Source organism: Salinivibrio sp. IB574, assembly GCF_001996205.1.
GTDB lineage: Bacteria > Pseudomonadota > Gammaproteobacteria > Enterobacterales > Vibrionaceae > Salinivibrio > Salinivibrio proteolyticus.
Genome location: NZ_MUFN01000009.1, coordinates 30,402 through 51,789, shown reverse-complemented (window position 1 = coordinate 51,789; position 21,388 = coordinate 30,402). Strand labels below are relative to the sequence as shown.

Below are 21,388 nucleotides of genomic sequence, written 5' to 3'. Positions count from 1 at the left end.
GCTCTGTGGCATGTAGTGATCTTTTGTTTAGCGCAGTTCAACCATAGCGCCATCAAACAAATTTTTGACGAGTGCAATGTACTCTTCCAAAAAGCCCACTTGTTCTGCCGTAACAGGTTGCTCCCAGCGTCCCGCGAGTACTTCTTCCATGTCTTCTACCACACGGTCAGCTTCTTTCAGGATGGTAAAGCGCAACGCTGACGAAAGGCCAGGATTCTGCTCGCATATAGTCATAATATTGGATGCGACCAAATCATGGACGATATCGGCAATCGTATCATCGCCAATGGCTTCGCCCGGTTGCTCAAACACAGAGAGATTAAACGCAAAATGCTCGATCAGTGCTTGATACCCGTCTGAGTCTACTACCATGATTACTTGTCCTTAGACTGTTCTAATGTCGCTATTGTATCGCGATCGTCAAGTGTATGCGCCTTTTGCGCACGAAATTAGAAAGCTAATCACGCTTCTTCGTACACCGCTTAACGCTATGTATACTATAAGATAGCATTGTGTATAGCACGCCATGCGACCACGTCGAACCGATACGTCGTCAAATTCGTGAGCTAGGCAAGCATACAACCACAATCCGTGTTGAGGCACAAGCTCATACAAAGGACTGAACGCCAGTGCAACTATCAGCAGTATAGCTGGGGGTTGGCAAAGATGCAGAGGCCTCAATGGCAACAAGCCGGGATGATCCCGTCGCTATTCACGCACAAGGATGTAGGAACCACGCATGACAGCTAACCGTGCCCGCCCATTTAGCAAAAGTATTGTCAGCAAAATCGGGCTGATCATGACCTTTATTACCCTGATGGTGCTCGGCCTCTCTGTATCCAGTTACGTGATGCAAGAGCGCGTTAATCGGGATGTTGAGCAAGCCACGAACCAAGAAATCCCCAGTGCCATTATTACCATGACCTTGCTGCGGGCGGCGGGTGAAATGAATGCCAGCATGCTCAAATATGTCATGGGGCGTCATGAATCATTGGCCGTGTTTCTTGAAAACCAACAAGAATTCGAGAACCAACTAGACAAGCTGGCACGGATCAAACCAAGTGGCCACCAGCGACTTACGGAAATTCGTCATCTGTATGAAAGATTTCAACGTAAAGCTCATCAGAAAGTACTAACCGAGTTTGACCCCGTTGCTGAGCAATGGGCTCGCAAGCAAGTATTACGTTTATCGATTGATGTGGTCCGCCCGATCGATAGCCTCGTCGCCGAATTAAAAGCCGCTCAAGAGCTGACGCAACCCGACAACGTCGCGATTTTACAATATCTTGATGAGCTCGTGGATGAAAACGGCGACATGCTCACCGAGCTCAACCAATACCTCGATGGCCAAGAAACCAGTCGTCGCGACTTCACTGACGACATGGCAACATTCGAGCGCTACCTATCACTGGCGAAGTTCGAGCTCAATGATCCCTTGTCTCTGAACAAACTGGAATTAATTTCTCAGCACTTTACCAGCCTGAAGCGCAGTGGCATTGCCATTTTCAATAACTATCAACCTCGCGCCAAAATAGAAGCTATGAAGGCGGTGCGAACGCTCAGTGATCAGGAATATCAAGCGCTAGAAAATGCGCTTTCTGGCTTTGCACGCGAAACGGGTATGGTTGTCAGCAGCTCAATGGTTGATTTGCAAGATATTCTTCATTCCAATCAGCTTAATCTTGGTTATTTGCTGCTATTTATTTTGTTTGTGAGCAGTGCCATGTATGTGTATATCTACCGCACATTCACACAACCTATCGTCAACCTGGCCGATACCATGCAAAGCTTGGTGAAAGGCGATATGACGCCCCCGCTCAGTGACTACCAAGAACGCACCGATGAGGTTGGTAAAATCGCGCATGGTTTAGTGATATTCCGTGCGCATATCATCTCTCGCAACCAAGCACGAGAACAGCTGATGCGAGAAAAAGAGCGCGCAGAAAGTGCCTCGCGCGCGAAGGCTCAATTTCTCGCCACCATGAGCCATGAAATTCGTACGCCAATGAATGGCGTCATCGGTATGATTGATATGTTACGCCGTTCACCGCTCTCACCGTCGCAACACAGTCTGATTGCAACAGTGCGAGAATCGGCATTATCGCTGTTGTCGATTATTAACGATATTCTTGATTTTTCTCGCACGGAGGCGGGCAAGCTCCAGTTTGAACGCGTCACCTTTTCGCTCTCGGAGACGGTCGAGCAAGTCATGGAAACGGTGAGCCACCATGCCAACAAGCGGAACGTGACACTGTCACTATTTATCGATCCGCGGCTTTCTGATCAGCTGATTGGGGATCCCAACCGCCTTAAACAAGTGCTGTATAACTTGGTTGGTAATGCGGTGAAGTTTTCCGGCGGAAAGTCGACCCAGACCGGGAAAGTCGATGTCTGGATCATGCCTCAGCCTGCCTCTTCGCCGGATAAAACCAAGCTTGATATCGAAATCACCGATAATGGAATTGGTATTAGCCAAGAGAAGCTCGAAACCATTTTTCAGCCATTCAATCAGGCTGAATCATCCACCACCCGCGAGTACGGGGGCTCCGGTCTCGGACTGGCGATTTGCAAGAATATTGTTGACCTGCTCGGCGGCGTGATCCGCGTGCACAGTGAGGAAGGGAAAGGCACACAGTTTCGTGTCGAGCTGGAGTACACGATCAATCCCCTGTCAGAAAAAGCTAAACCCGCCATTGCCACAGAATCGAGCGCGCCACTGTGGGTTTTTATTGATTTACCCGCCGGAGCGTTACGCACCGCCATTACCGCTTATTTAAAACACTTAGATATCAAACACCGAGTGACACACAATAAAACGCTCACACCGCTTGATGCGCATCCCAGCTCAACTCAAACGGATAACACCCACTTCATTATTATCACCCAAGACCCAGAAACGGTATTAAATAATAGCCAACTTCATCAGTATACTTTCGCCCATGTGATTGCACTGCGACATACCCTCTCCTTGGCTCGTCACCAAGATAAGCGTGTGGTAGAACTGTTCGCCTCACCATTGACCTATCGTCGACTGGTGCATGGTCTTCGTGTCTGCTTAGGGCTAGAAAGCCCCGATGTCAGTATGCTCGGCGAATATAGTGACGAGCTATCACTGTCAGCCCCACTCAAAACCGGACGGGGTCGAATTTTAGTCGTCGAAGATAATCCCACTAACCAGCAGGTGCTGATCCAGCAGCTTAGTTATCTCGGATTCGATGTACTGATGGCAGAAGATGGTAAACATGCCCTGAGTGTGTACCAACAGCATGAGGTGGATTTGGTGCTGACCGATTGCCACATGCCCAATATGGATGGTTACGATCTCACCGCGGCACTAAGAAAACGACAGCAAGGCGGTCAACGCATTCCAATCATAGCCATTACCGCCAACGCCCTGAGCGGTGAAGACACCCGCTGTTTTCAAGCAGGGATGGACGATTACATCACTAAACCCATTGAGCTCGACGCGCTCAACGAGACCTTACAAAAGTGGTTGAACGACGACAATGCGCTTGCCGCTTTCACCTCAGGCGTCCCTGTCTCAGACGATATGCACACCACGCCCGAGGCAGAACAAACAGCCGAGCATCTCGTCCTAGACGCCAGCGTGATCACGCGATTGTATGCTGGGCAACAGGATGCTTACCAAGACATCATCGCCGTTTTTAAAACACGCTGCCTGCCCTGCCTACATGAGCTTGTACAACACACACCACCGTTTCACGACTGGGCGGCATTAAAAGACGCCGCACACAAACAAAAATCCGCGGCAGGCAGTATCGGGGCGCAAGAAACGTATCACTATTGCCTAGCGGCAGAAAAAGCGGCGGCCGCACACGATAGCGCTGGACTGGATACAGCGCTTCGCCAACTCCACCAAGCACTACCTCGCCTCGAGGCAGCCATTGCGCAAATTCTGGACGGGTCGAAATAGCGGTATCAGCGGCGGATGACGAGAGATAACGTGATCCCATATCCGGATATCGGTAAAAGCGGTGTACAAATTGCGCAATCCAGTGCCACACTGAGTAAGAGACAGTTAAACAACTACGGTAGTGAATAATGAGAAAAACCAAGGTCGTCACCTCCGAGGACATATTACTTAAGCTTTGTCAGTCAGCCACCGCTGTGTTGACCAAGGCCACCAATTCGCCGGTTCATCACGCCGCGATGGTACAAAAAATTGCCAAAACCAGTTTAAAGCCTGATTTAGGCTGCTTTGTTTTATTTGATGGCGGCTTCTCTGGCCTTGTCGTCATCAACTTCTCCTCTGCTGCGGCAATGGAGATCTACAACAACTATATGCAACCCGTGTGAGCTTTACCACCGAAAACAACCATATTTTCTACCTAGAGCTGGCGATGGAGCGGACTGAATTCATCCAGTTACAAGACTTTGAAGAAGGTGAGGAAGTCAATCCAGACGCGATTCTCGAAGAAGAAACCGTCCGTCAGCTGGAGAAGAAACCCACCGAGAAAAAAGGGACGGGTGGCGGTAATAACGACCTACTCGACGAACTAGGGATCTAATCGCTCCCCTTTGAACCTTGGCCCCCCAACCATTAACATCGCCATAGTTAGTGGTTGGGAAGACTCACTCTCGCCTTGTAAAACCTGCAACTAATTTTACTTAATAAAATAAATGCGCCTCTTATTGCGCAACCTCAATTTATTAACTTTCTTTTTGCATCCTATCGCAATCTTCGTTTGATTAACGTCACACAGAAAGAATGAATCTCAATCAAAATCTCGCCATTTTTTAATCGTTTACCTCATTAAATACGTCAGTTATTTTTAGTAGGTGAATAATTCTGCATCGTATAGACTGCGCCACAAAATCATAAGGCTGGCAAAAGATCAGTCAAAACCCTACTGGGCACCCTGCCCACTCCATTATCATTCGTGAAAAAAGGTCGATTCATGAGTCCAGAACACTACCTACTCGATTGGCAAACTAGTCAAAACCACTCTGAAACCATGTATCCGCTGCTCAGCCAGCTTTATCGCCAAAAAGGGGTCGAAATCCAACTGTTTGGCCGTCAACTGATCAACGCCAGTACCATTGATATTATCAAAGCGCACCGAGTCGCCCGCCGTTACACCGGAGGCACCTTAGCACCCAGTCAAACCTTGCCTTTAATTGAAGTGATGGCGGAAATGGATCTCGCGCCAAGTAAAATCGATGTCGGCCAACTGGCTTGGACGTACTGGCAATCTAATGACAACCAAGACGGCATCGCTGATTTTCTCCACAGTCAATTAGGCCATTTAGTGGGAACGGGCAACAGTGTTGAGCCTAAAGATGTCGTTTTATATGGCTTTGGCCGCATTGGGCGTTTGTTAGCACGACTGTTGGTGGAGAAAAGCGGTCCCGGCTATCCATTACGTTTACGCGCTATTGTTGTGCGTGGTGGACGCGAAGGCGATCTAGAAAAACGTGCCAGTTTATTACGTCGTGACTCGGTTCATGGCCCATTCAACGGCAGTATCACCGTTGACGAAGACCGCAGTGCGTTAATCGCAAATGGCAACTTTATTCAGGTGATCTACGCCAACAGCCCAGCGGATGTGGATTATACCCAGTACGGCATTCACAATGCATTAGTGGTCGACAACACGGGAATGTGGCGCGACGAAGAAGGGTTGAGCCAACACCTGAAAAGCAAGGGCGCCCAAAAGGTCTTGCTCACCGCACCGGGCAAAGGCGATATCAAAAACGTGGTATTCGGCGTCAACGATAACGTTATCCACGACGATGATAAGATTATCTCAGCGGCCAGCTGTACTACCAATGCGATCACGCCAGTGCTTAAAGCCATGCACGACAAATTTGGCATTGATGGTGGCCATATCGAGACGGTGCACTCATTCACCAACGACCAAAACCTGATTGATAACTATCACAAAGGGGATCGCCGTGGTCGCTCAGCATCCTTGAATATGGTGCTCACCTCGACCGGTGCCGCCAGTGCGGTCGCGAAAGCGTTGCCTGCGTTAAAAGGTAAGCTCACGGGGAATTCTGTACGCGTTCCTACTCCAAACGTTTCGATGGCAATTGCCAATTTGAATTTGGATAACGCAACAAGCAAAGATGAGATCAATGCTTACCTTCAAGATGTTGCCTTGTATTCGCCGCTATCCGGCCAAATCGACTTTACCCAATCTACTGAGCTGGTTTCTAGCGATCTGATCGGTTCTCGCTTTGCGGGTGTGGTTGATAGCCAAGCAACTATCGCGGATGGAAACCGTTGCGTCCTGTATATCTGGTACGACAATGAATTTGGCTATAGCTGCCAAGTGGTTCATTGCATGGAGAAAATGATGGGCGTTCGCTATCCATTGGTCCCTGAACCCGCAAGCCTGTAATCAGGTGTAGAGCATAAAAAAAGGCCCGAATGGGCCTTTTTTGCTAAGCAGAGAGCAAACTATGACTGCTTTGCAGCCGTCAGCGGCGATGGCTGACTGACAGGTTTGATCAACGCGTAAACAATCCCTGTGACTAACGTACCCGCGGCGATGGCAGCCAAGTACATAAACACGGGGGTGATTGCATTGGGAATAAGCAGTACAAATAATCCACCATGAGGCGCCATTAATTTTGCGCCAATCAGCATCGAAATTGCACCAGTCAACGCGCCCCCAGCAATACACGCCGGAATAACTCGCATTGGGTCTTTAGCCGCAAAAGGGATCGCCCCCTCAGAGATAAAGCACAGCCCCAGCACAAACGAGGCTTTACCCGCTTCTTGCTCAGCATCGTTAAACTTACGTTTCGCCAGAAATGTTGCCAGTCCCATACCCAGCGCCGGCACCATACCTGCGGCCATGATCGCTGCCATTGGCATATAGGTACCACTGTCGATCAAACCCACACCAAAGGTGTATGCGGCTTTGTTCACAGGACCACCCAAGTCGAAGCACATCATCGCACCCAGTAATACACCCAAGATCACTGCGTTGGTTGAGTTCATTCCTTGCAAGAAGGTGGTTAAGCTATCCATCGCCACCGAAACAGGGCCACCCACCACATAGATCATGACCAAGCCCGTGAATAAGCTTGCCACCAATGGGATCACTAAAATGGGCTTGAGGGCTTCCATGGTTGCAGGCAGTTGCACTTTATCAGCAACAAACTTGGCACTGTAACCGGCGATAAAGCCCGCCAGAATCCCGCCAAGAAACCCTGCGCCTGTTGAGGCTGCGAGCATACCTCCAATAAGGCCGGGAGCAAGACCGGGACGATCCGCGATAGAAAAGGCAATAAAACCGGCGAGGACAGGCACCATCAGGGCAAACGCACTGCCACCGCCAATTTGCATTAATGCGGCAGCCAATGTGCCTTCTTCTTTAAATGCTTCAATGCCGAACACAAATGACAGTGCAATGGCCAAACCGCCCGCGACCACGAGTGGCAACATGTGCGACACCCCAGTCATCAAGTGTTTATACACCCCCGTCCGCTCACCTTGGCTAGCAGTCGCTTGTCCGTTGGTGTGCTTTTTAGCTGCGTGGTAGACCTCAGCATTGGCGACTGCATCATCAAGGCTTTGAGCGGCTTTTTTCAACGCGACGCCTGTGCTGGTTCGATATAATCGCTTCCCATCAAAGCGACTTAAATCAACCTCAATGTCTGCGGCAATAAACACCACATCCGCATCAGCGATTTCTTGGTCAGTCAGCGCATTTTTTGCCCCCACCGAGCCCCGTGTTTCAATTTTAACGCTGTAGCCTTTCGATTTGGCGGCCTCTTCAATCGCCTCTGCCGCCATAAATGTATGGGCAACCCCGGTCGGACATGCGGTGATGCCGACAATACGCATGGATTGATTCGCCTCAGGCTCCTCTGACGCTTGATAAACCTCAGCGTGAGATGACACCGCATCGAGAACCGCTTGCGCATTGTCCATCACATCACTTAATGATGCCTGATAAACCGGCTTACCGTTAAAACGTGCGGTCTGCGCCGGTGAACCGACGAGCAAAATACGCTCCGCGTCAGCAATCGCTTCAGACGAGACCGGTGTTGGCGCCTTAATGCTCGATTGACATTCGATGGTTGCTTGCCAGCCTCGCTCACCGACTGCTTTTTCAAGCAATCCTGCTGCGATAACTGTGTTAGCGACGCCACTTGGGCACGCCGTCACAATGACCAGTTTCATACCTTTTACCCCACTCTTGGATTGTTTATTCGGCGTGTGCGGACATAGTGACCGGTGACACGCTAATTTTTTCTATCATTTGATAAACACGGTCGAGATCAGAGACACCGACACCCACTTGGGTGACCGCCAGCGCAGATAGCGCGACCGCTCGACGAAGTACCGTCGCTTTTTCTTCACCGGCTTGGCATCCCCATACCAAACCGGCAACCAGTGAATCTCCCGCGCCAACGGTACTGACGACCTCTTGCGCAGGTGCAACGGCCTGCAGCCAACCTTGATGGTTGCGCCACAGCACACCATCTACGCCACGAGAAATCACCACATTGGCAATGCCTTGTTGGAATAGCTGTTCACCACGCGCTAACAAGGTATCGAGTTCATTACTGATTGGCGCGTTCAAGCACTGAGCAAGCTCAGCTTCATTGGGTTTCACAAGCCAAGGCTTGGCAGACACCGCAGCACGCAGTGCATGTTGGCTGGTATCTACAATCACCTGCTTACCGGCCTCGGTGAGAACCTGAACCCAGTCACTGAGCTGATCAGCATTGACGCCAGGCGGTAAGCTACCGGCCAGTACAATCCAGTCATGCCCATCAGCTAATTCCAATAAGGTATGCGTGAGCGCCTCAATATCGCGCCCTTCCACTGCCATTCCCGGAAAGTTGAGATCCGTGACACGACCGTCTTTTTCTACCAGTTTGACATTTGTTCGACTCACGCCCGGTACGCGTAAAAAGCGATCGCAAATGCCATGCTCAACAAATAAGTGCGCAAAGGGGTCTTGATTTTCCTCACCCAAAAAGCCAGATACCGTCACTTGGGCGCCCAAATCAGCCAACACCCGCGCCACATTCACGCCTTTTCCTGCAGGATGTAGGTTGTACTTTTGCACTAAGTTGACATCGCCAGCTTGCAAGATACCAAGCGCTCCCGTCATATCGAGAGCAGGATTAAAGGTCACGGTTAAGATTGTACTCATGCGTGTTCTCCTAAGCCTTGACGAATAGCTTCACCCAAGGCGGCTATCGCCTCCTGCGCATCACTCCCTTGGGCGGTAAACTGAAGCTGATGGCCATGCTTTACTCCCAGGGCAATGACTTTCATCAAGCTCTTGGCGTTGACGGCAGCCGATTGGGTGGACGCATTGGCCACTTGAATATCCGCGCTGAATTTTTTAGCGGTGTTCACCAACATGGCACCAGGTCGCGCATGTAGGCCATGTGCATTGGTAATGGTAAATAGCCCAGATTCACCCTCAATCTTCGCCGCGGGTGCTGGTGGCTGCACAGTCTCTACGTCAGCGGCATCCGGATGCATAACCGCCGACACAAGCGCGTCAGGTGATTGGTTGATAAGGCTGTTCAATTTACCCTCTGCTTTGAGTTGGGTCAGCTTGGCGAGCAGGGCCATATGCGCGTCATTCTTCGCCGCAAAACACCACAAAGCATGGGCGACATGCTCACCCATATTCAATGGCTCAGAAGGCATGACTAACGACATCCCAGTGTGAGACACGCCATTTGCAATGCCCAACACCCAATGCCCCTCGCCCAAATGAACAGGCGTTGCGGCAATCAGATGACTAACGCCTGAGGTATCTAGGCATCCGCTATTTTTCAAAAGTCCCGCGCCAGCTGCTTGCAGTGTGGTGATATCTCGCGCTGGGAAACCACTTAAAATCATATCTGGGGTAAACGTAAAACCCTGATTATTGTCCTTCGTGCCACCATTGAGGAGTGCCAATATAGCGTCTGCGCTCTCAATACGTTTCAACTGCGCTTCAATACCGTCTTGTGATAACACGTGGGTCAATTGGCGTAGGATTGTCAGGTGCTCATCTGACTTCGCCGCAATACCGATGGCAAGATAAGCGGTTTCACCGTCTCCCCAGTCCACGCCCTGTGGGAAGTGACACACTTGCACGCCCGTTTGTTTCACTTGATCACGGGTGTCTGTAGTGCCATGCGGGATCGCAATACCATTGCCTAAATAGGTGCTCGTTTGCGCTTCTCGCGCCAACATACCCGCTTGATAACCGGGCGCGACCAATCCTTTGTCAATCAGTCGCGTGGCCATAGCTTTGATCGCCTCTTCTTTCGAGGCGGCAGACTGCTGTAAATAGATATCTTGTGCTGTTAGTGCGAGCATGAGGTTAATCCTCTTCGTTTGTGCGCCTTGCGCACGCAATATATTGGGCTCATTACAATCACCGCATCGCAGCAACTGCATGGTAAATCGTAGAAGGTAAGCCAGACGGATGCCTGCATCATCGACCCACATTCTGTTCAATCCTTGAAGACGCGAGATGGTTCGTATCACTCAACTCACGCTAAGCTGAATCGTTTCAGCTTTTGGTTGCAGTCAGACCTCAAGGGTGTTGTCTTTGGGTCTATTTATCGCAACGTTGAATCCGGTCTAACGCTTAGCCGTCCTGTGTTTGGCAAATATGTGATAAAAGTAGTGTCATACAGAACAGCTGAAACCTTTCAGCTTTAAGGCTGAATCGTTTTAGCATATAATGCAAACATAATCTCGATCGGATGTGTGCAAACTTTGATCGCATTCACAAAGCCATCAATAACGATTGGCCTGATACTGGATCCTTTCTATGAAGCTCGATGAGATAGCACGCCTTGCCGGCGTGTCACGCACCACGGCCAGCTACGTGATTAACGGAAAAGCCGATCGTTATCGGATCAGCGCTAAGACCCGGGAACGGGTGATGGCGGTTGTTGACCAACATAACTATCAACCCAACCGTGCCGCAACCGCCCTACGGGCAGGAACAACACGCACCCTCGGATTGGTGGTTCCTGATCTTGCCAACAGCAGTTATGCCCTCTTGGCCAAATTGCTAGAGCGCAAAGCCCATGATCAAGGCTACCAAGTGATTATCACCGGCTCGGATGATGATCCTCAGCGCGAGCAAACCGTTGCCACTACATTGATTTCTCGAAAGATTGATGCGTTGATCGTCGCTTCGTGTTTGCCAGCGGACAATGCTTTCTATCCTGATGTGCAGCGAAAAGGCACACCTGTGGTGGCTATCGACCGACAACTAGACGCGACCCAGTTCGCCAATGTACTGAGTGATGATGCCAAAGGTGCGTATCAATTAACCGAGACACTTATTGCGCCTAGCGATGTGTATCAGGCGGGATTGATTGGTGCCGTCCCCTCTTTAGCCATCTCGCAAGAGCGTGAAAAAGGCTTTCTTAACGCATTGGAGGTCGGTAATGTGGACGGACAAGTGCGCTATGGCAACGCGTTTAGCCGCAGCGAAGGTCAACGGTTAATGACTGAATGGATAGATGCTGGCGATTTACCCGATGCCTTGCTTACCACCTCATTCACCCTATGTGAGGGTGTATTGGATGCAATCCGGCAAACAGGTATTGCGCCCACCGCCTTATACTTTGCCACATTCGGGGACAGTCGCATCTTGGACTTTTTACCCTTTGGGGTGCAGTCGCTTCCACAACAGTTTGATGCGATTAGCGATGCCGCGTTAAGCCTCGCTATTTCAGCTGCTGAAGGCGACAACCAACCCGGCGTGATCACCGTCGATCGTCAACCGATTTGGCGCCCGCATCAAACCCAAGCTTGGATCGGTTTAAACTAATCATGCTCAGTAACCCGTGGCTTCCATAAAGCCACGGCCGCTCACGCTCCCTTCGACACGCACCGGTCCTTCCCAGTATGGGATGCTTAGCGCCATCCAACTATCTGGGTTTAGAGGCTGCGTGGTCACGTTGATCCCTTCATCGGGAATACGTATTTGCCAACCGACGGGCAATGTTCGTTTATCGGAAAGTGTGGCGTGATTGACCGGCACCATGCGTATTGCATGTTTATCAAGTGATCGCACCTTGCCATCGGCCGAGGTTAAAGATCCAAATACAAAGGGCTTTAGACCCCGGATCTGAGTCACCATCAGCGCGCGCCCATCGTCGAGATTCAAACCAAACCAATCCCATCCGGATTGGTCGTCGGCCATGGCACCGCTCGACCATTCTTTATCAAACCACCCTTTTCCTGTAACAGAAAAAGACTTGCCATCGAGCGTCAAGGTGCCTGTAATGCGTAATTGTGGCACCGAGAAATAATAAGAGGCCGACGGTGCACTTTCATGACGAATGCTATATCCCTGCTCGCCCTGCTTCACTCTCAGACCACTGTCTTCAACCTGCAGAGCAAAGCCCACCTCAGTATTCTGTGCCTCAAATTGTGCTTCAACTGTCGCCGGAAAAGGATCGGCTTGACCCTGCCATTGCCAATCATCCAGCCACGCCTGAAATGGTGACAACGTCACGCCGGCTTGACCAATGCCACCGCGGGCAAACCGTTCCGCTTCCCACTGCTGATCAGCGCGTGTTATCGCGACATGTGCCATATAGAGTTGTGGGCTAGCCCAGCCAAGCGCCTGCTCGGCTCGAATCGCGCGGCGAAACAGAGTCCATTGCACGCCGTAGGCTTGGCCTTGGCTATCTTCCAGTGTGGCGGTTAAATACCACCACTCCGTGGCAAAGCCCGGATGGGCAGCCATATCTTTCGGGTATTCGGGATGATAATCGGGGGTCACAGCTTGAAAACCAGACTGCTGGGCAAACACATCAAAGCCTGTCGATGCGCTGCTTTGAGGCGCAGGCTGGCGTCCCCACCAAATCAGACTTCCCAGCGCGATGGCTACAATCATCACCAGCATGGAGCCAAACAGTTTGCGACTTAATTTCATCCCACTCACTCCTTAACTCCTGCCGCTACTGCGCGTCACGCAAAGAGACGGCTGCAGTACGCTTCATCATGCGATAGACGGGCCAAGCACCAGCCACCATTAATGCAAGCATTGATAGCCCGATAGTGGTGGCATAGGTGAGCGGGAAAAAGCTCATGGTCATCGTCCAACCAAAGGAAGCTTTGAGCACCACATGGATTAGCATCCCCGCCAGCAGTAGCCCTAACGGAATTGCGATCACAGCGCTGGCAACCCCGAGGATCACCAACTGCCCGCCTCCGAGCGCAATCAACTCGCGCCCCGACAAACCTAAACAACGCAACAAACTGTACTGACGCTGGCGAGACAATTCGGTGGCCAACGTAGAGAAAAACAGACCACTGATGGCAACAATCAGCATCAATACACACAGACTTTCGGTCACCGTAAACGTACGGTCGAAAATGCGCATCGCGTACTGCATGATATCGGCTTGGTTTTGAACTTGGCCGTTACTGAGTGAGAATGTCCGACGAATCTGCGCAATAAACAGGTCGCTTTCAACGCCTTGATCGAGGACAACCGCCATCGATGGCCTGCCAGCAGTTAACCAGCTTCCTACGTCACCGCGCGCAGAAACCACTAGCTGACCGTAGGGGTTCCCGTAATCATAATAGACACCCGCAACTTGCCATCGCTCTCCCATCGGGGCGGGTAAATTCACCATTTCACCCGCATCCACACCGAATTTTGCGGCCAGCGACTCGCTGAGTAATACAGCTCGTTGCTGATGGAGCTGCGACCAATAATCCGGTTGGGCGTTCTTGATTGCCAATGCTTGTTTCTCGAGGGGGCGATTTCCAACCGAAAGGACTTCTAGTCGGCCTTGCGGCGCATCGAGCTCACGACGGTACGTTGTCCAAAACTGAGAGACATTGTCTTGCTTAACCAACCAAGATTCCATGCGAGGCAATAGCTCATTACTAGGGCGAACATATACATCCGCCGCGAGTCGCTGCTGTAGCCATGTTTCGGTACTGGCACGAAAGCTACCCACCATGGTTTCCATGCCAATATGTGCCGACACCGCCAACATAAAGGCCATTGCCGCCACACCGCGATAACTTAAACTGGCCGCCGCATCAGTAAAAAACCAACGCCAACGTGCGCCTTGGTGCCATTGCGCCAATAGATGAAATAAGCCGCCACACAAATAGGGTAAGACCAACGCAGCACTTAGCATGGTTAGCGCAATTAACGTGAAGCCTTGCCACTGGCTGCTAGGCCAATACGACACACCCCACGCGGCTACCGCAAGCAATAACGCCAATACCGCTTGTACCGAAAACTCACGGCGTGTCCCGCGTAATAGGGTCATCCGCTGCGATAAGCGACCCGAAGGCGTTTTTATTAAGCGGATGAGTGGCCAAGCCGATGCCATTGCAGCTCCTAGCAAGGCTAACAGTACACTGTATAATCCCCACTGCCATTGCCAGTGCATGATCAAGTCAACTTCAGCACCATATAGGTCAGACAGTGTCGTGGCGACCGCTGGAAGCAGTTGCTTAGCTAGCAATAACCCAAGCACATTCCCGCTGATCACACCCAGTATGACCCAGCCGACTAACTCAATCGCCATCACCAGTGACAACTGCCGACCGTCTACGCCTAATTGCCGTAAGCCGCCGACCAGTGGCTGACGCTGCGTCATTGAAAGAGAAATGGCTTGATAGAAAATAAACAACCCCACCACGAACGCGAGCAATCCCATCGCCAATAAATTGAGGTGAAATGCGTTGGTAAGTGGTCCTAACTGGGTGGTTTGGGTTTTCGCAAGTGTTAAAGCGGGGGGTAATAATTGGCGGATCTGCTCGCGCTCGGCCTGACTCAGTGCGCCACATAAGACTTCACTAATGCCGGCATGAGGAGACAAGGCACGCAATAGCGCCATATCCGCCACTAAGTAGGTGCCCATACTGAGCGCATCGTTATCGACAATACGCAACGGGCCAATCGCCGGATAATCTAGCAAGGGGATCATTTGTCCCGATTGCCACCCCTTGTGCGACGCCATCGCTTCCCCGACGTAAACGGGATAAGGTGGAGACATCGCATCGACGGGAGAAATGCCCTCACCGCCATCACCTTCGCTGAGCATGGGTAACATTGCGATCGTATCGACGCCCATCAGGTTGAGATCATCAAGTGACGGCGTCACAACTTGTAAACGCTCTATCGGCACACATTGGGTAAATCCCGCCCGACGTAAATCGATATAAAACGCTTGCGGTACGCGCTGCGTGCGTTGGGTATGATGGATGCTAAACGGATAGGGATTACTAAATAGCTTAGCCCCTTCTCGGTAGCTTTTTTGCGCGTGTTGGTTGATCGATAATACGCCCACCAACAAGGCGATACCTAAGGTAAGCCCCAGCCAAACGAGTAATATTTGAAAAGGATGGCGGCGATAATGCCCCCATAACGCATTAGCGACGGGCCCGAACACTGAGCACGCCCCCTTGCAGCATGACGCTACCTTGTAAGTAATTGGCAACAGTTTCACTGTGCGTAACCACCAACAGGCCCGCTTCTTGTTGGCGCGTTAATGTGGTAAGTAGCCGCATGACGGCATCCGCATTACGCTCATCGAGGCTTCCCGTTGGTTCATCAGCCAATAACAGCTTGGGTTCCATATATAGCGCGCGCGCAATCGCGGTGCGCTGTTGTTGCCCCCCCGAGGCTTCTTCGGGGTAACGATTCAACAACGGCATCAAATCAAGTTGGGAGACAATCTGACGCCACAGCGCTGCATCGTCTTTCAAGCCTTTAAGTTGACGGCAAAAACGGATGTTATCGGCGATGTTCAGGGTTGGCAGCAGGTTAAACTGCTGAAAAATAAGGCCAATATTCTGGCGGCGAAATTGGGTACGCGCGCGCTCATTCATTTGATGAAGCGGTTTATCATCAAACCAGATTTCACCACTGTCGGCTTTGTCCAAGCCGGCAATCAGGTTAAGTAGCGTGCTTTTGCCCGACCCACTTTCCCCCATCAAGGCCAATTGATGGGTGGGAGAAACAGACAAAGCGGCACCTTGCAGCACGGGATGAAAATCACTTCCATCCTGATAGCCCTTACACAGCGCCTTAATTGCTAACATGCCAATCCGTACCCTTTAACGTCTAAATAGCAGCGATAAACGAGAAGTAAGTCACACTGTCTGAACGAATTCGCAATGTACCCCAATTAACACGCTGAGAAAAGGGCTAAAAACTGTGGGCAGCTTCCCATTATTATTTGATAACAAAATCAATTGCTGTCGCTAACCAAATTGTTCAGCCACACACCGGATTTAACACGGATGAGCGAGCCGACCCACTTTACCACCTCTTCGGTCGCCAATAAGGCATAAACCCAATAGACCGGCCACTCAAACACGACTGCGGCTGCCAGCACCACAGGAATACCGATCAACCACTGGGCARCAAAATCTTGACCCAAGCAGTAACGCACGTCGCCCCCCGCACGCAACACCCCGACGATCATTGCCATCGGAATGGTTTTTACCACGATAAGCGCGCACATTGCCCAATAAAAGTATGCGGTAATTTGCGCCGTTTCTCCGGTCAAGGCAGGGAAAAACCCTAGCACCCAAGGTTGAATAGCTAACATCACCAGCGCAATGAATACACCAGCAATAAAATTAAACACGCCCACTTGCCAAGCTTGTTGGTACGCAGTCTCGGTTTGCTTGGCGCCGAGATTATTCCCCACCAACACGGCGGCGGCATTGGCCGTGCCGATCAAAAACGACAAAGATAAGGATTCAACCGGCGTGATGACCGCGATGGCGGCAAGTCCGGCCTCATTCACATGTCCAATAATCGCGTGATAAACGAACAACCCGGACGACCACATTAAAAAGTTAAAGGCGGTGGGCAAGGACAATGCCAAGAAGCGCTTGACGGCTTTCAGTGTGAGGGACGAGACCCATTCCGCACGCGAAAAGGCAACAAGATGTTGGCGCTGGTATAAGTACAGGTATAAAGCCAGCATTTCTACAATACCACTCAATGCGGTCGCGACTGCGGCACCTTTGGAGCCCATTTGAGGCGCCCCCCAGTGGCCAAAAATAAACACCCAGTTCAAGAGGATGTTAACGCTAATCCCCACGCCACTGAAAAACGTGCTGATCCCAGGCTTGTGCATAGCACGCAAACCAGCAGCTAACCCTGACACACTCGCTAGGCAAAAGAGCGACAGTCCCGCGATTTGCAGATAATCTTTTCCTAACGCAATGACAGTAGGGTTGTCGCTGGCAACACTAATAATCGAATCTGCGTAGAGCCAAAAAATAAGTGCACTGAGTGCAGCAGTGGCATTGGTCAAGGTCACTGTGAGTGCAATTTTCTCGCGAAAGCCCTGCATATTGCCTGCACCCCAATACTGGGCAACCAGCATGGATCCGCCTGTCATCGCGCCAAAAATCAACAACGTTGAGACAAACATCGCTTTACCAGCGATACCAATCGCCGCAACATCAGCTTCACTCAACTGCCCCACCATTAAAATATCTACCAAGCTGCGGCTGGAAAACATCATGGTTTGCAGCGCAATGGGAATCGCAATTAACAGTAAACGCTTGAGAAAAACAGCATCAAAGAAAGGACGGGACAAGGCAGACACAGGCGACTCCACGCAACAACGAGAATGGCCTTAGTGTACTTGCCTTTATATGAAGAAAAAACCGCCAACGGGCGGTTTGTATCGATTATTTTTGGGTTGTCTGTGCGGGCATCACCATCAAACTATCTGCTTGGTTTTGCGGCCAAATTAGATACTCTGCATGGTATTTAACAATTGACTTATAGGCAGTCACTTTCGTCGGAGCTAATCCTGCTTGATGCGCCCAATCAATAAAGGTGTTTTCTGGACCTCGTACGTACACACTCAACGGCTTCACCAATACGCCCTCTGAGTCAAAAGCCGCTTGCGTCGCATCGGGACACACTGCCAATGAATGTTGCCCCTCCGAGATCACTCTCACTTTGCGATCAATGGTAGCGTCAGTATGCACCATCCACTGCGCCGATTTTGCCGCATCGATTAGCTGGCATAGCTGGGTATGCATCACGGCGTTAGCCGGCGCATTCACCGGAAACCAAGCTTGATAAATCGATTGAATTTGACGAAATTCCGCTTCTAACGCCGCTTTGGTGCCCGCACTACGGGCACGCTGCACCCAACGTTGTAAATCGGCTTTCACACTATGATGAAAGCGCTGTTTTTTGGCCGCTTGTGCCACCCAACGTCCTAAAAACGCTTCTCGAGCAGCGGGAGCATCAACGAGTTTTCGCGCCGCAATAGCGGCTTCAATGTCTGCAAACGCGGTATTCACTACCGTCTGGATATGGGTCACGTAACTCATGGTTCTTTTCGCGCGAGTAACCAATAGAAAGCGGCAGAGAGTATCGCACAAATCGCGATAGCGCCAATCATCCCCCACGGCGTGCCATCAGAAACGACTGCTACCCCAGCCCCGACTAACGAGCCAATACCAAAGCGCATCGTCCCTGCCAACGACGATGCCGTACCGGCCATTTGGGGATAACAAGACAGTAAACAAGCCATGCTGTTACTGCCGATGGTCGAGATCACGCCGACGTAGGTCATCACTGGGATCACGGTTCCCCAAAGACCAAGGTCTAACCACTGACAGACTGCGATCGCGATACCGGCAACCAGCTGAATCGCCAAGCCGAAACGCAGCATCCAGTGAGAGCCCATTTTGCGCACCAGCCGACCATTCAAAAAGGTCATGATGATCAAACAAACAATGTTAAGGCCAAACAGATAACCAAATGCCTTCGCACTGACGCCGTAATAGTCGATATAAACAAACGAGCCGGCAGTAAGAAACGAGAACATGCCGGCAAAAGAGAAGCCAGAGCAAAAGATCATACCGACGGCAAATGGCGTTTTCAGCATACGCGCATAGTTACGCAGTGAAGCCCCGATGCGTAGCGGCGGACGATGATTTTTGGGTAAAGTCTCGGGAATTTTCACCACAATACAGACCATCACAAAACACGCCCAGCCGGCCAACACCCAAAAAATCGCACGCCAATCGAACCACGTCAGCAGGTAGCCGCCAATCATGGGAGCAGCAAGCGGTGCAATGGTCATCACCAAGGTGATAAATGACATGGTACGTGCAAACTCTTCACGCTCGAACATATCACGCACCAAGGCTTGAATGATCACTGCAGCCGCGGCTCCCGCAAAGCCTTGGGTAGAGCGAGCCAGCATCAATACGTTGATGTCTTCGGCGAGCGCACTGACGACAGCGCAGATAAAAAACAGTATCACCCCGCCAAGCATAACCGGCTTGCGTCCATAGCTGTCGGAGATTGGCCCGTGAAAGAGCTGGCCAATCGCAAATCCGGCCGTATATGCCACTAGGGTTGACTTCACCGCACTATTGGGTGCTCCCAAATCGCCAGCAATGGCTGGCATCGCAGGCAAATACATATCGATGGCAAGTGGTGTCAGCGCCGCGATCGCGCCCAAAATGATAATCAAAAGCCAACTGAGTTGTGTCGGTGACGCCGTGACAGCCGATGATTGCGACATAACACTCCTTAACGTGAAAGACAGAGCAATAGGAAATAACGTGAGGTAGATCGAATTGTAACAGTTTATTGTTTCTGTGCGGGAAAGAATGTCTTTCTTTTTGTTGTTATTGCATAGCGCAATAAGCAACGACACCCAGCGTATAATCTGGGTGCAGATTGTCTCTCTCGCAACAAAAAACAGTGTTCGGCGGGAATATAAAGGAGTCTGGCTGACAGACTCCTGAAAAAGACACCCCATTTTTCGCCCCTGTGCGGGTAACGGAATGCCTAAGGCGTACTTTTATTTGATAAACATGGCCACTTCATCAGCGGTCAATGGGCGATATTCGCCCGGCTCAAGAGAGTCGTCCAAACATAGCGGCCCAACAGACTCACGGTGCAATGCCTCAACACGGTTACCCACCGCAGCAAACATGCGCTTCACCTGATGGTACTTCCCTTCTTGAATAGTCAGCAGCACCTCACACTCATCCACCTTTTCGAGCTTCGCTGGTAAGGTCTCTTCTTTTTCACCGCGTAACATAACACCCTGCTCAAACTGAGCGGCGACATCATCGGCGAGTGGGTCCGCTAACCATACACGATAGGTTTTATCGCATTTATGCTTAGGTGAAGTAATGCGGTGTGACCACTGTCCATCGTCGGTTAATAACAGCAAGCCTGTTGTATCAGCGTCTAATCGGCCAGCGATATGCAGTTTCTCCGCATTCACTTCCTCTAAAAGCACAAACACCGTGGGGTTGAACGCATCTTCATGGGAACACACCACACCCGCAGGTTTGTGCATCATAAAGTAACGCGGCCCGGACAGCATCAGTCGCTGGCCTTCAAACTCAACCTCAGCATCATCGCTGATTTTAACGGCGCCAGATTTGATCACCTCACCGTTGACCGTAATCGCTTCACTTTTCAGAACGCGTGCGGCTTGCTTTCGCGTCACCCCTAAGGTCTCACATAAAAACTTATCTAATCGCATGTGACTGCTCGTTACACCTGTATTTGCGGCGATTATACGTCACATAGGCAGTAAGACACAGATCAAGTTTCAATGGATTGACCTGCATACTGAACGGCCGTGACATAAACTTGTCTCATGCTATCGCCAATCCACAAATTAGATGCAAGGCCTCACGCAGGCTTTTTGTTGAGACGACGAGTCCGTCACATCGTGCCAATGCAACACGTTGTGGCGATTGAGCCTAACTAATGACTGGGTATGATACTGACGTCTCTCGACTAATCAGTGATAAATAAGGTAACACTATGATTGTTTCTCTTCGCCAGCCGGACGCTAATGCTTTTGAAACGCTAATCGCCATGTCGCGCGCGCAGCACGAGCATGAAGCGCTTCCCTTCGAACGCGAACCTGTAGAAATAGCGTTTAAAACGCTACTCTCACAACCAGAGCGTGGGGCTGTATTTCTGATTGATGTTGAGCATAATGGCGAGTGCGAGACCATTGGCTACTTGGTCTTGGTGTACAGCTTTAGCGTTGAAAATGGTGGCAGCGTGGGCGTGATTGATCAGTTTTTTATCGCACAAAACTGGCGGCGCCAAGGTGTGGGCTCTCAAGTGATCCCCTTGGTCGAAGCGACCGCCAAGCAGCATGACTGTGTCGCGGTGATCCTCGAGGTCAACATTGGTAACAAAGGTGCCCGCTTGTTTTATGAGCAATTTGATTACCAACCTCGCCGTCAGCACTGCATTATGTCAAAGCGCCTGTAAAGTCCTGTACCTCGCCCCATAAGTCAGTAAAATTAAACGGCCTTACTTAAAAGGGCCGTTTTTTGTGGAACAAATTCATCGCCAATCACCGCGAACCGCCAACGTTTTTGGTGGTTAACCCCAATACACTGAGAATAACCCTGACTACTGATTAT

At 50.8% G+C, this 21,388-nt stretch carries 17 protein-coding genes; 6 read left to right on the top strand and 11 right to left on the bottom strand.

Annotated features, from left to right (window positions below; genetic code table 11):
- Positions 1 to 27: 27 nt before the first annotated feature.
- Positions 28 to 372: a DUF3802 family protein gene (locus BZJ17_RS06080; RefSeq protein WP_069588527.1), complete on the bottom strand. Its 345-nt coding sequence runs from the start codon at positions 370 to 372 to the stop codon at positions 28 to 30.
- A gap of 367 nt (positions 373 to 739) precedes the next feature.
- Here BZJ17_RS06080 and BZJ17_RS06075 point away from each other — a divergent pair, with 367 nt between their 5' ends.
- From BZJ17_RS06075 to BZJ17_RS06065, 4 genes are all read left to right on the top strand, one after another.
- On the top strand, positions 740 to 3,934 hold the full coding sequence (locus tag BZJ17_RS06075) for an ATP-binding protein (protein WP_077640122.1): 3,195 nt from the start codon (positions 740 to 742) through the stop codon (positions 3,932 to 3,934).
- 128 nt (positions 3,935 to 4,062) lie between these two features.
- A complete protein-coding gene (locus BZJ17_RS17665; protein WP_347230977.1) occupies positions 4,063 to 4,317 on the top strand; it encodes a DUF3334 family protein in 255 nt (84 codons plus the stop codon).
- Positions 4,314 to 4,529, top strand: coding sequence for a DUF3334 family protein (locus BZJ17_RS17660; protein ID WP_347230976.1), 216 nt, complete (start codon positions 4,314 to 4,316; stop codon positions 4,527 to 4,529). Before BZJ17_RS17665 ends, BZJ17_RS17660 begins: the two co-directional genes overlap by 4 nt.
- Before the next feature lie 390 nt (positions 4,530 to 4,919).
- Positions 4,920 to 6,365, top strand: coding sequence for a glyceraldehyde-3-phosphate dehydrogenase (locus tag BZJ17_RS06065; protein ID WP_069588521.1), 1,446 nt, complete (start codon positions 4,920 to 4,922; stop codon positions 6,363 to 6,365).
- 59 nt (positions 6,366 to 6,424) lie between these two features.
- Here the strand turns inward: BZJ17_RS06065 and fruA are convergent, their stop codons facing one another.
- From fruA to fruB, 3 genes are read right to left on the bottom strand one after another with little or no spacing between them, the layout of a single operon-like run.
- Entirely contained in the window at positions 6,425 to 8,158 is a 1,734-nt protein-coding gene (fruA, locus tag BZJ17_RS06060; RefSeq protein ID WP_077640121.1) for a PTS fructose transporter subunit IIBC, read from the bottom strand.
- 25 nt (positions 8,159 to 8,183) lie between these two features.
- Positions 8,184 to 9,140, bottom strand: a complete 957-nt coding sequence (pfkB, locus tag BZJ17_RS06055) for a 1-phosphofructokinase (protein ID WP_077640120.1) — start codon at positions 9,138 to 9,140, stop codon at positions 8,184 to 8,186.
- Positions 9,137 to 10,309 (bottom strand): fused PTS fructose transporter subunit IIA/HPr protein, encoded by a 1,173-nt coding sequence (gene fruB / locus BZJ17_RS06050; protein WP_077640143.1) that lies wholly within the window; start codon positions 10,307 to 10,309, stop codon positions 9,137 to 9,139. The genes pfkB and fruB overlap by 4 nt, the downstream gene beginning before the upstream one ends.
- Positions 10,310 to 10,769: 460 nt before the next feature.
- On the opposite strand from fruB, the gene cra reads away from it, so the two are divergent.
- Positions 10,770 to 11,783, top strand: coding sequence for a catabolite repressor/activator (cra, locus tag BZJ17_RS06045; protein WP_077640119.1), 1,014 nt, complete (start codon positions 10,770 to 10,772; stop codon positions 11,781 to 11,783).
- Positions 11,784 to 11,789: 6 nt separating this feature from the next.
- Here cra and BZJ17_RS06040 read toward each other — a convergent pair whose 3' ends face one another.
- From BZJ17_RS06040 to rsuA, 7 genes are all read right to left on the bottom strand, one after another.
- Positions 11,790 to 12,896 carry a lipocalin-like domain-containing protein gene (locus BZJ17_RS06040; protein ID WP_077640118.1) on the bottom strand — a complete coding sequence of 369 codons (1,107 nt, stop codon included), beginning with the start codon at positions 12,894 to 12,896 and terminating at the stop codon, positions 11,790 to 11,792.
- Between the two features lie 25 nt (positions 12,897 to 12,921).
- Positions 12,922 to 15,381, bottom strand: a complete 2,460-nt coding sequence (locus BZJ17_RS06035) for an ABC transporter permease (RefSeq protein WP_077640117.1) — start codon at positions 15,379 to 15,381, stop codon at positions 12,922 to 12,924.
- Entirely contained in the window at positions 15,362 to 16,033 is a 672-nt protein-coding gene (locus BZJ17_RS06030; RefSeq protein WP_077640116.1) for an ABC transporter ATP-binding protein, read from the bottom strand. Before BZJ17_RS06030 ends, BZJ17_RS06035 begins: the two co-directional genes overlap by 20 nt.
- Positions 16,034 to 16,182: 149 nt before the next feature.
- A complete protein-coding gene (locus BZJ17_RS06025) occupies positions 16,183 to 17,559 on the bottom strand; it encodes an MATE family efflux transporter (protein WP_277868792.1) in 1,377 nt (458 codons plus the stop codon).
- Positions 17,560 to 17,644: 85 nt separating this feature from the next.
- Entirely contained in the window at positions 17,645 to 18,301 is a 657-nt protein-coding gene (locus BZJ17_RS06020) for a DUF2913 family protein (protein WP_077640114.1), read from the bottom strand.
- On the bottom strand, positions 18,298 to 19,746 hold the full coding sequence (locus BZJ17_RS06015) for a Bcr/CflA family multidrug efflux MFS transporter (protein ID WP_077640113.1): 1,449 nt from the start codon (positions 19,744 to 19,746) through the stop codon (positions 18,298 to 18,300). Before BZJ17_RS06015 ends, BZJ17_RS06020 begins: the two co-directional genes overlap by 4 nt.
- Before the next feature lie 42 nt (positions 19,747 to 19,788).
- Positions 19,789 to 20,484: a 16S rRNA pseudouridine(516) synthase RsuA gene (gene rsuA / locus BZJ17_RS06010; RefSeq protein WP_077457055.1), complete on the bottom strand. Its 696-nt coding sequence runs from the start codon at positions 20,482 to 20,484 to the stop codon at positions 19,789 to 19,791.
- Between the two features lie 287 nt (positions 20,485 to 20,771).
- On the opposite strand from rsuA, the gene BZJ17_RS06005 reads away from it, so the two are divergent.
- A complete protein-coding gene (locus BZJ17_RS06005) occupies positions 20,772 to 21,233 on the top strand; it encodes a GNAT family N-acetyltransferase (RefSeq protein ID WP_077457057.1) in 462 nt (153 codons plus the stop codon).
- The last annotated feature ends 155 nt before the right edge of the window (positions 21,234 to 21,388 follow it).

Bases quoted from the DNA above. Each gene is read 5' to 3' on its own strand.
- BZJ17_RS06040 (WP_077640118.1), bottom strand. From the start codon at position 12,896: ATGAAATTAAGTCGCAAACTGTTTGGCTCCATGCTGGTGATGATTGTA.
- rsuA (WP_077457055.1), bottom strand. From the start codon at position 20,484: ATGCGATTAGATAAGTTTTTATGTGAGACCTTAGGGGTGACGCGAAAG.
- BZJ17_RS06015 (WP_077640113.1), bottom strand. From the start codon at position 19,746: ATGGGGTGTCTTTTTCAGGAGTCTGTCAGCCAGACTCCTTTATATTCC.
- BZJ17_RS06080 (WP_069588527.1), bottom strand. From the start codon at position 372: ATGGTAGTAGACTCAGACGGGTATCAAGCACTGATCGAGCATTTTGCG.
- BZJ17_RS06020 (WP_077640114.1), bottom strand. From the start codon at position 18,301: ATGAGTTACGTGACCCATATCCAGACGGTAGTGAATACCGCGTTTGCA.
- fruA (WP_077640121.1), bottom strand. From the start codon at position 8,158: ATGAAACTGGTCATTGTGACGGCGTGCCCAAGTGGCGTCGCTAACACA.
- pfkB (WP_077640120.1), bottom strand. From the start codon at position 9,140: ATGAGTACAATCTTAACCGTGACCTTTAATCCTGCTCTCGATATGACG.
- cra (WP_077640119.1), top strand. From the start codon at position 10,770: ATGAAGCTCGATGAGATAGCACGCCTTGCCGGCGTGTCACGCACCACG.
- BZJ17_RS06005 (WP_077457057.1), top strand. From the start codon at position 20,772: ATGATTGTTTCTCTTCGCCAGCCGGACGCTAATGCTTTTGAAACGCTA.
- fruB (WP_077640143.1), bottom strand. From the start codon at position 10,309: ATGCTCGCACTAACAGCACAAGATATCTATTTACAGCAGTCTGCCGCC.
- BZJ17_RS06065 (WP_069588521.1), top strand. From the start codon at position 4,920: ATGAGTCCAGAACACTACCTACTCGATTGGCAAACTAGTCAAAACCAC.
- BZJ17_RS17665 (WP_347230977.1), top strand. From the start codon at position 4,063: ATGAGAAAAACCAAGGTCGTCACCTCCGAGGACATATTACTTAAGCTT.
- BZJ17_RS06030 (WP_077640116.1), bottom strand. From the start codon at position 16,033: ATGTTAGCAATTAAGGCGCTGTGTAAGGGCTATCAGGATGGAAGTGAT.
- BZJ17_RS06075 (WP_077640122.1), top strand. From the start codon at position 740: ATGACAGCTAACCGTGCCCGCCCATTTAGCAAAAGTATTGTCAGCAAA.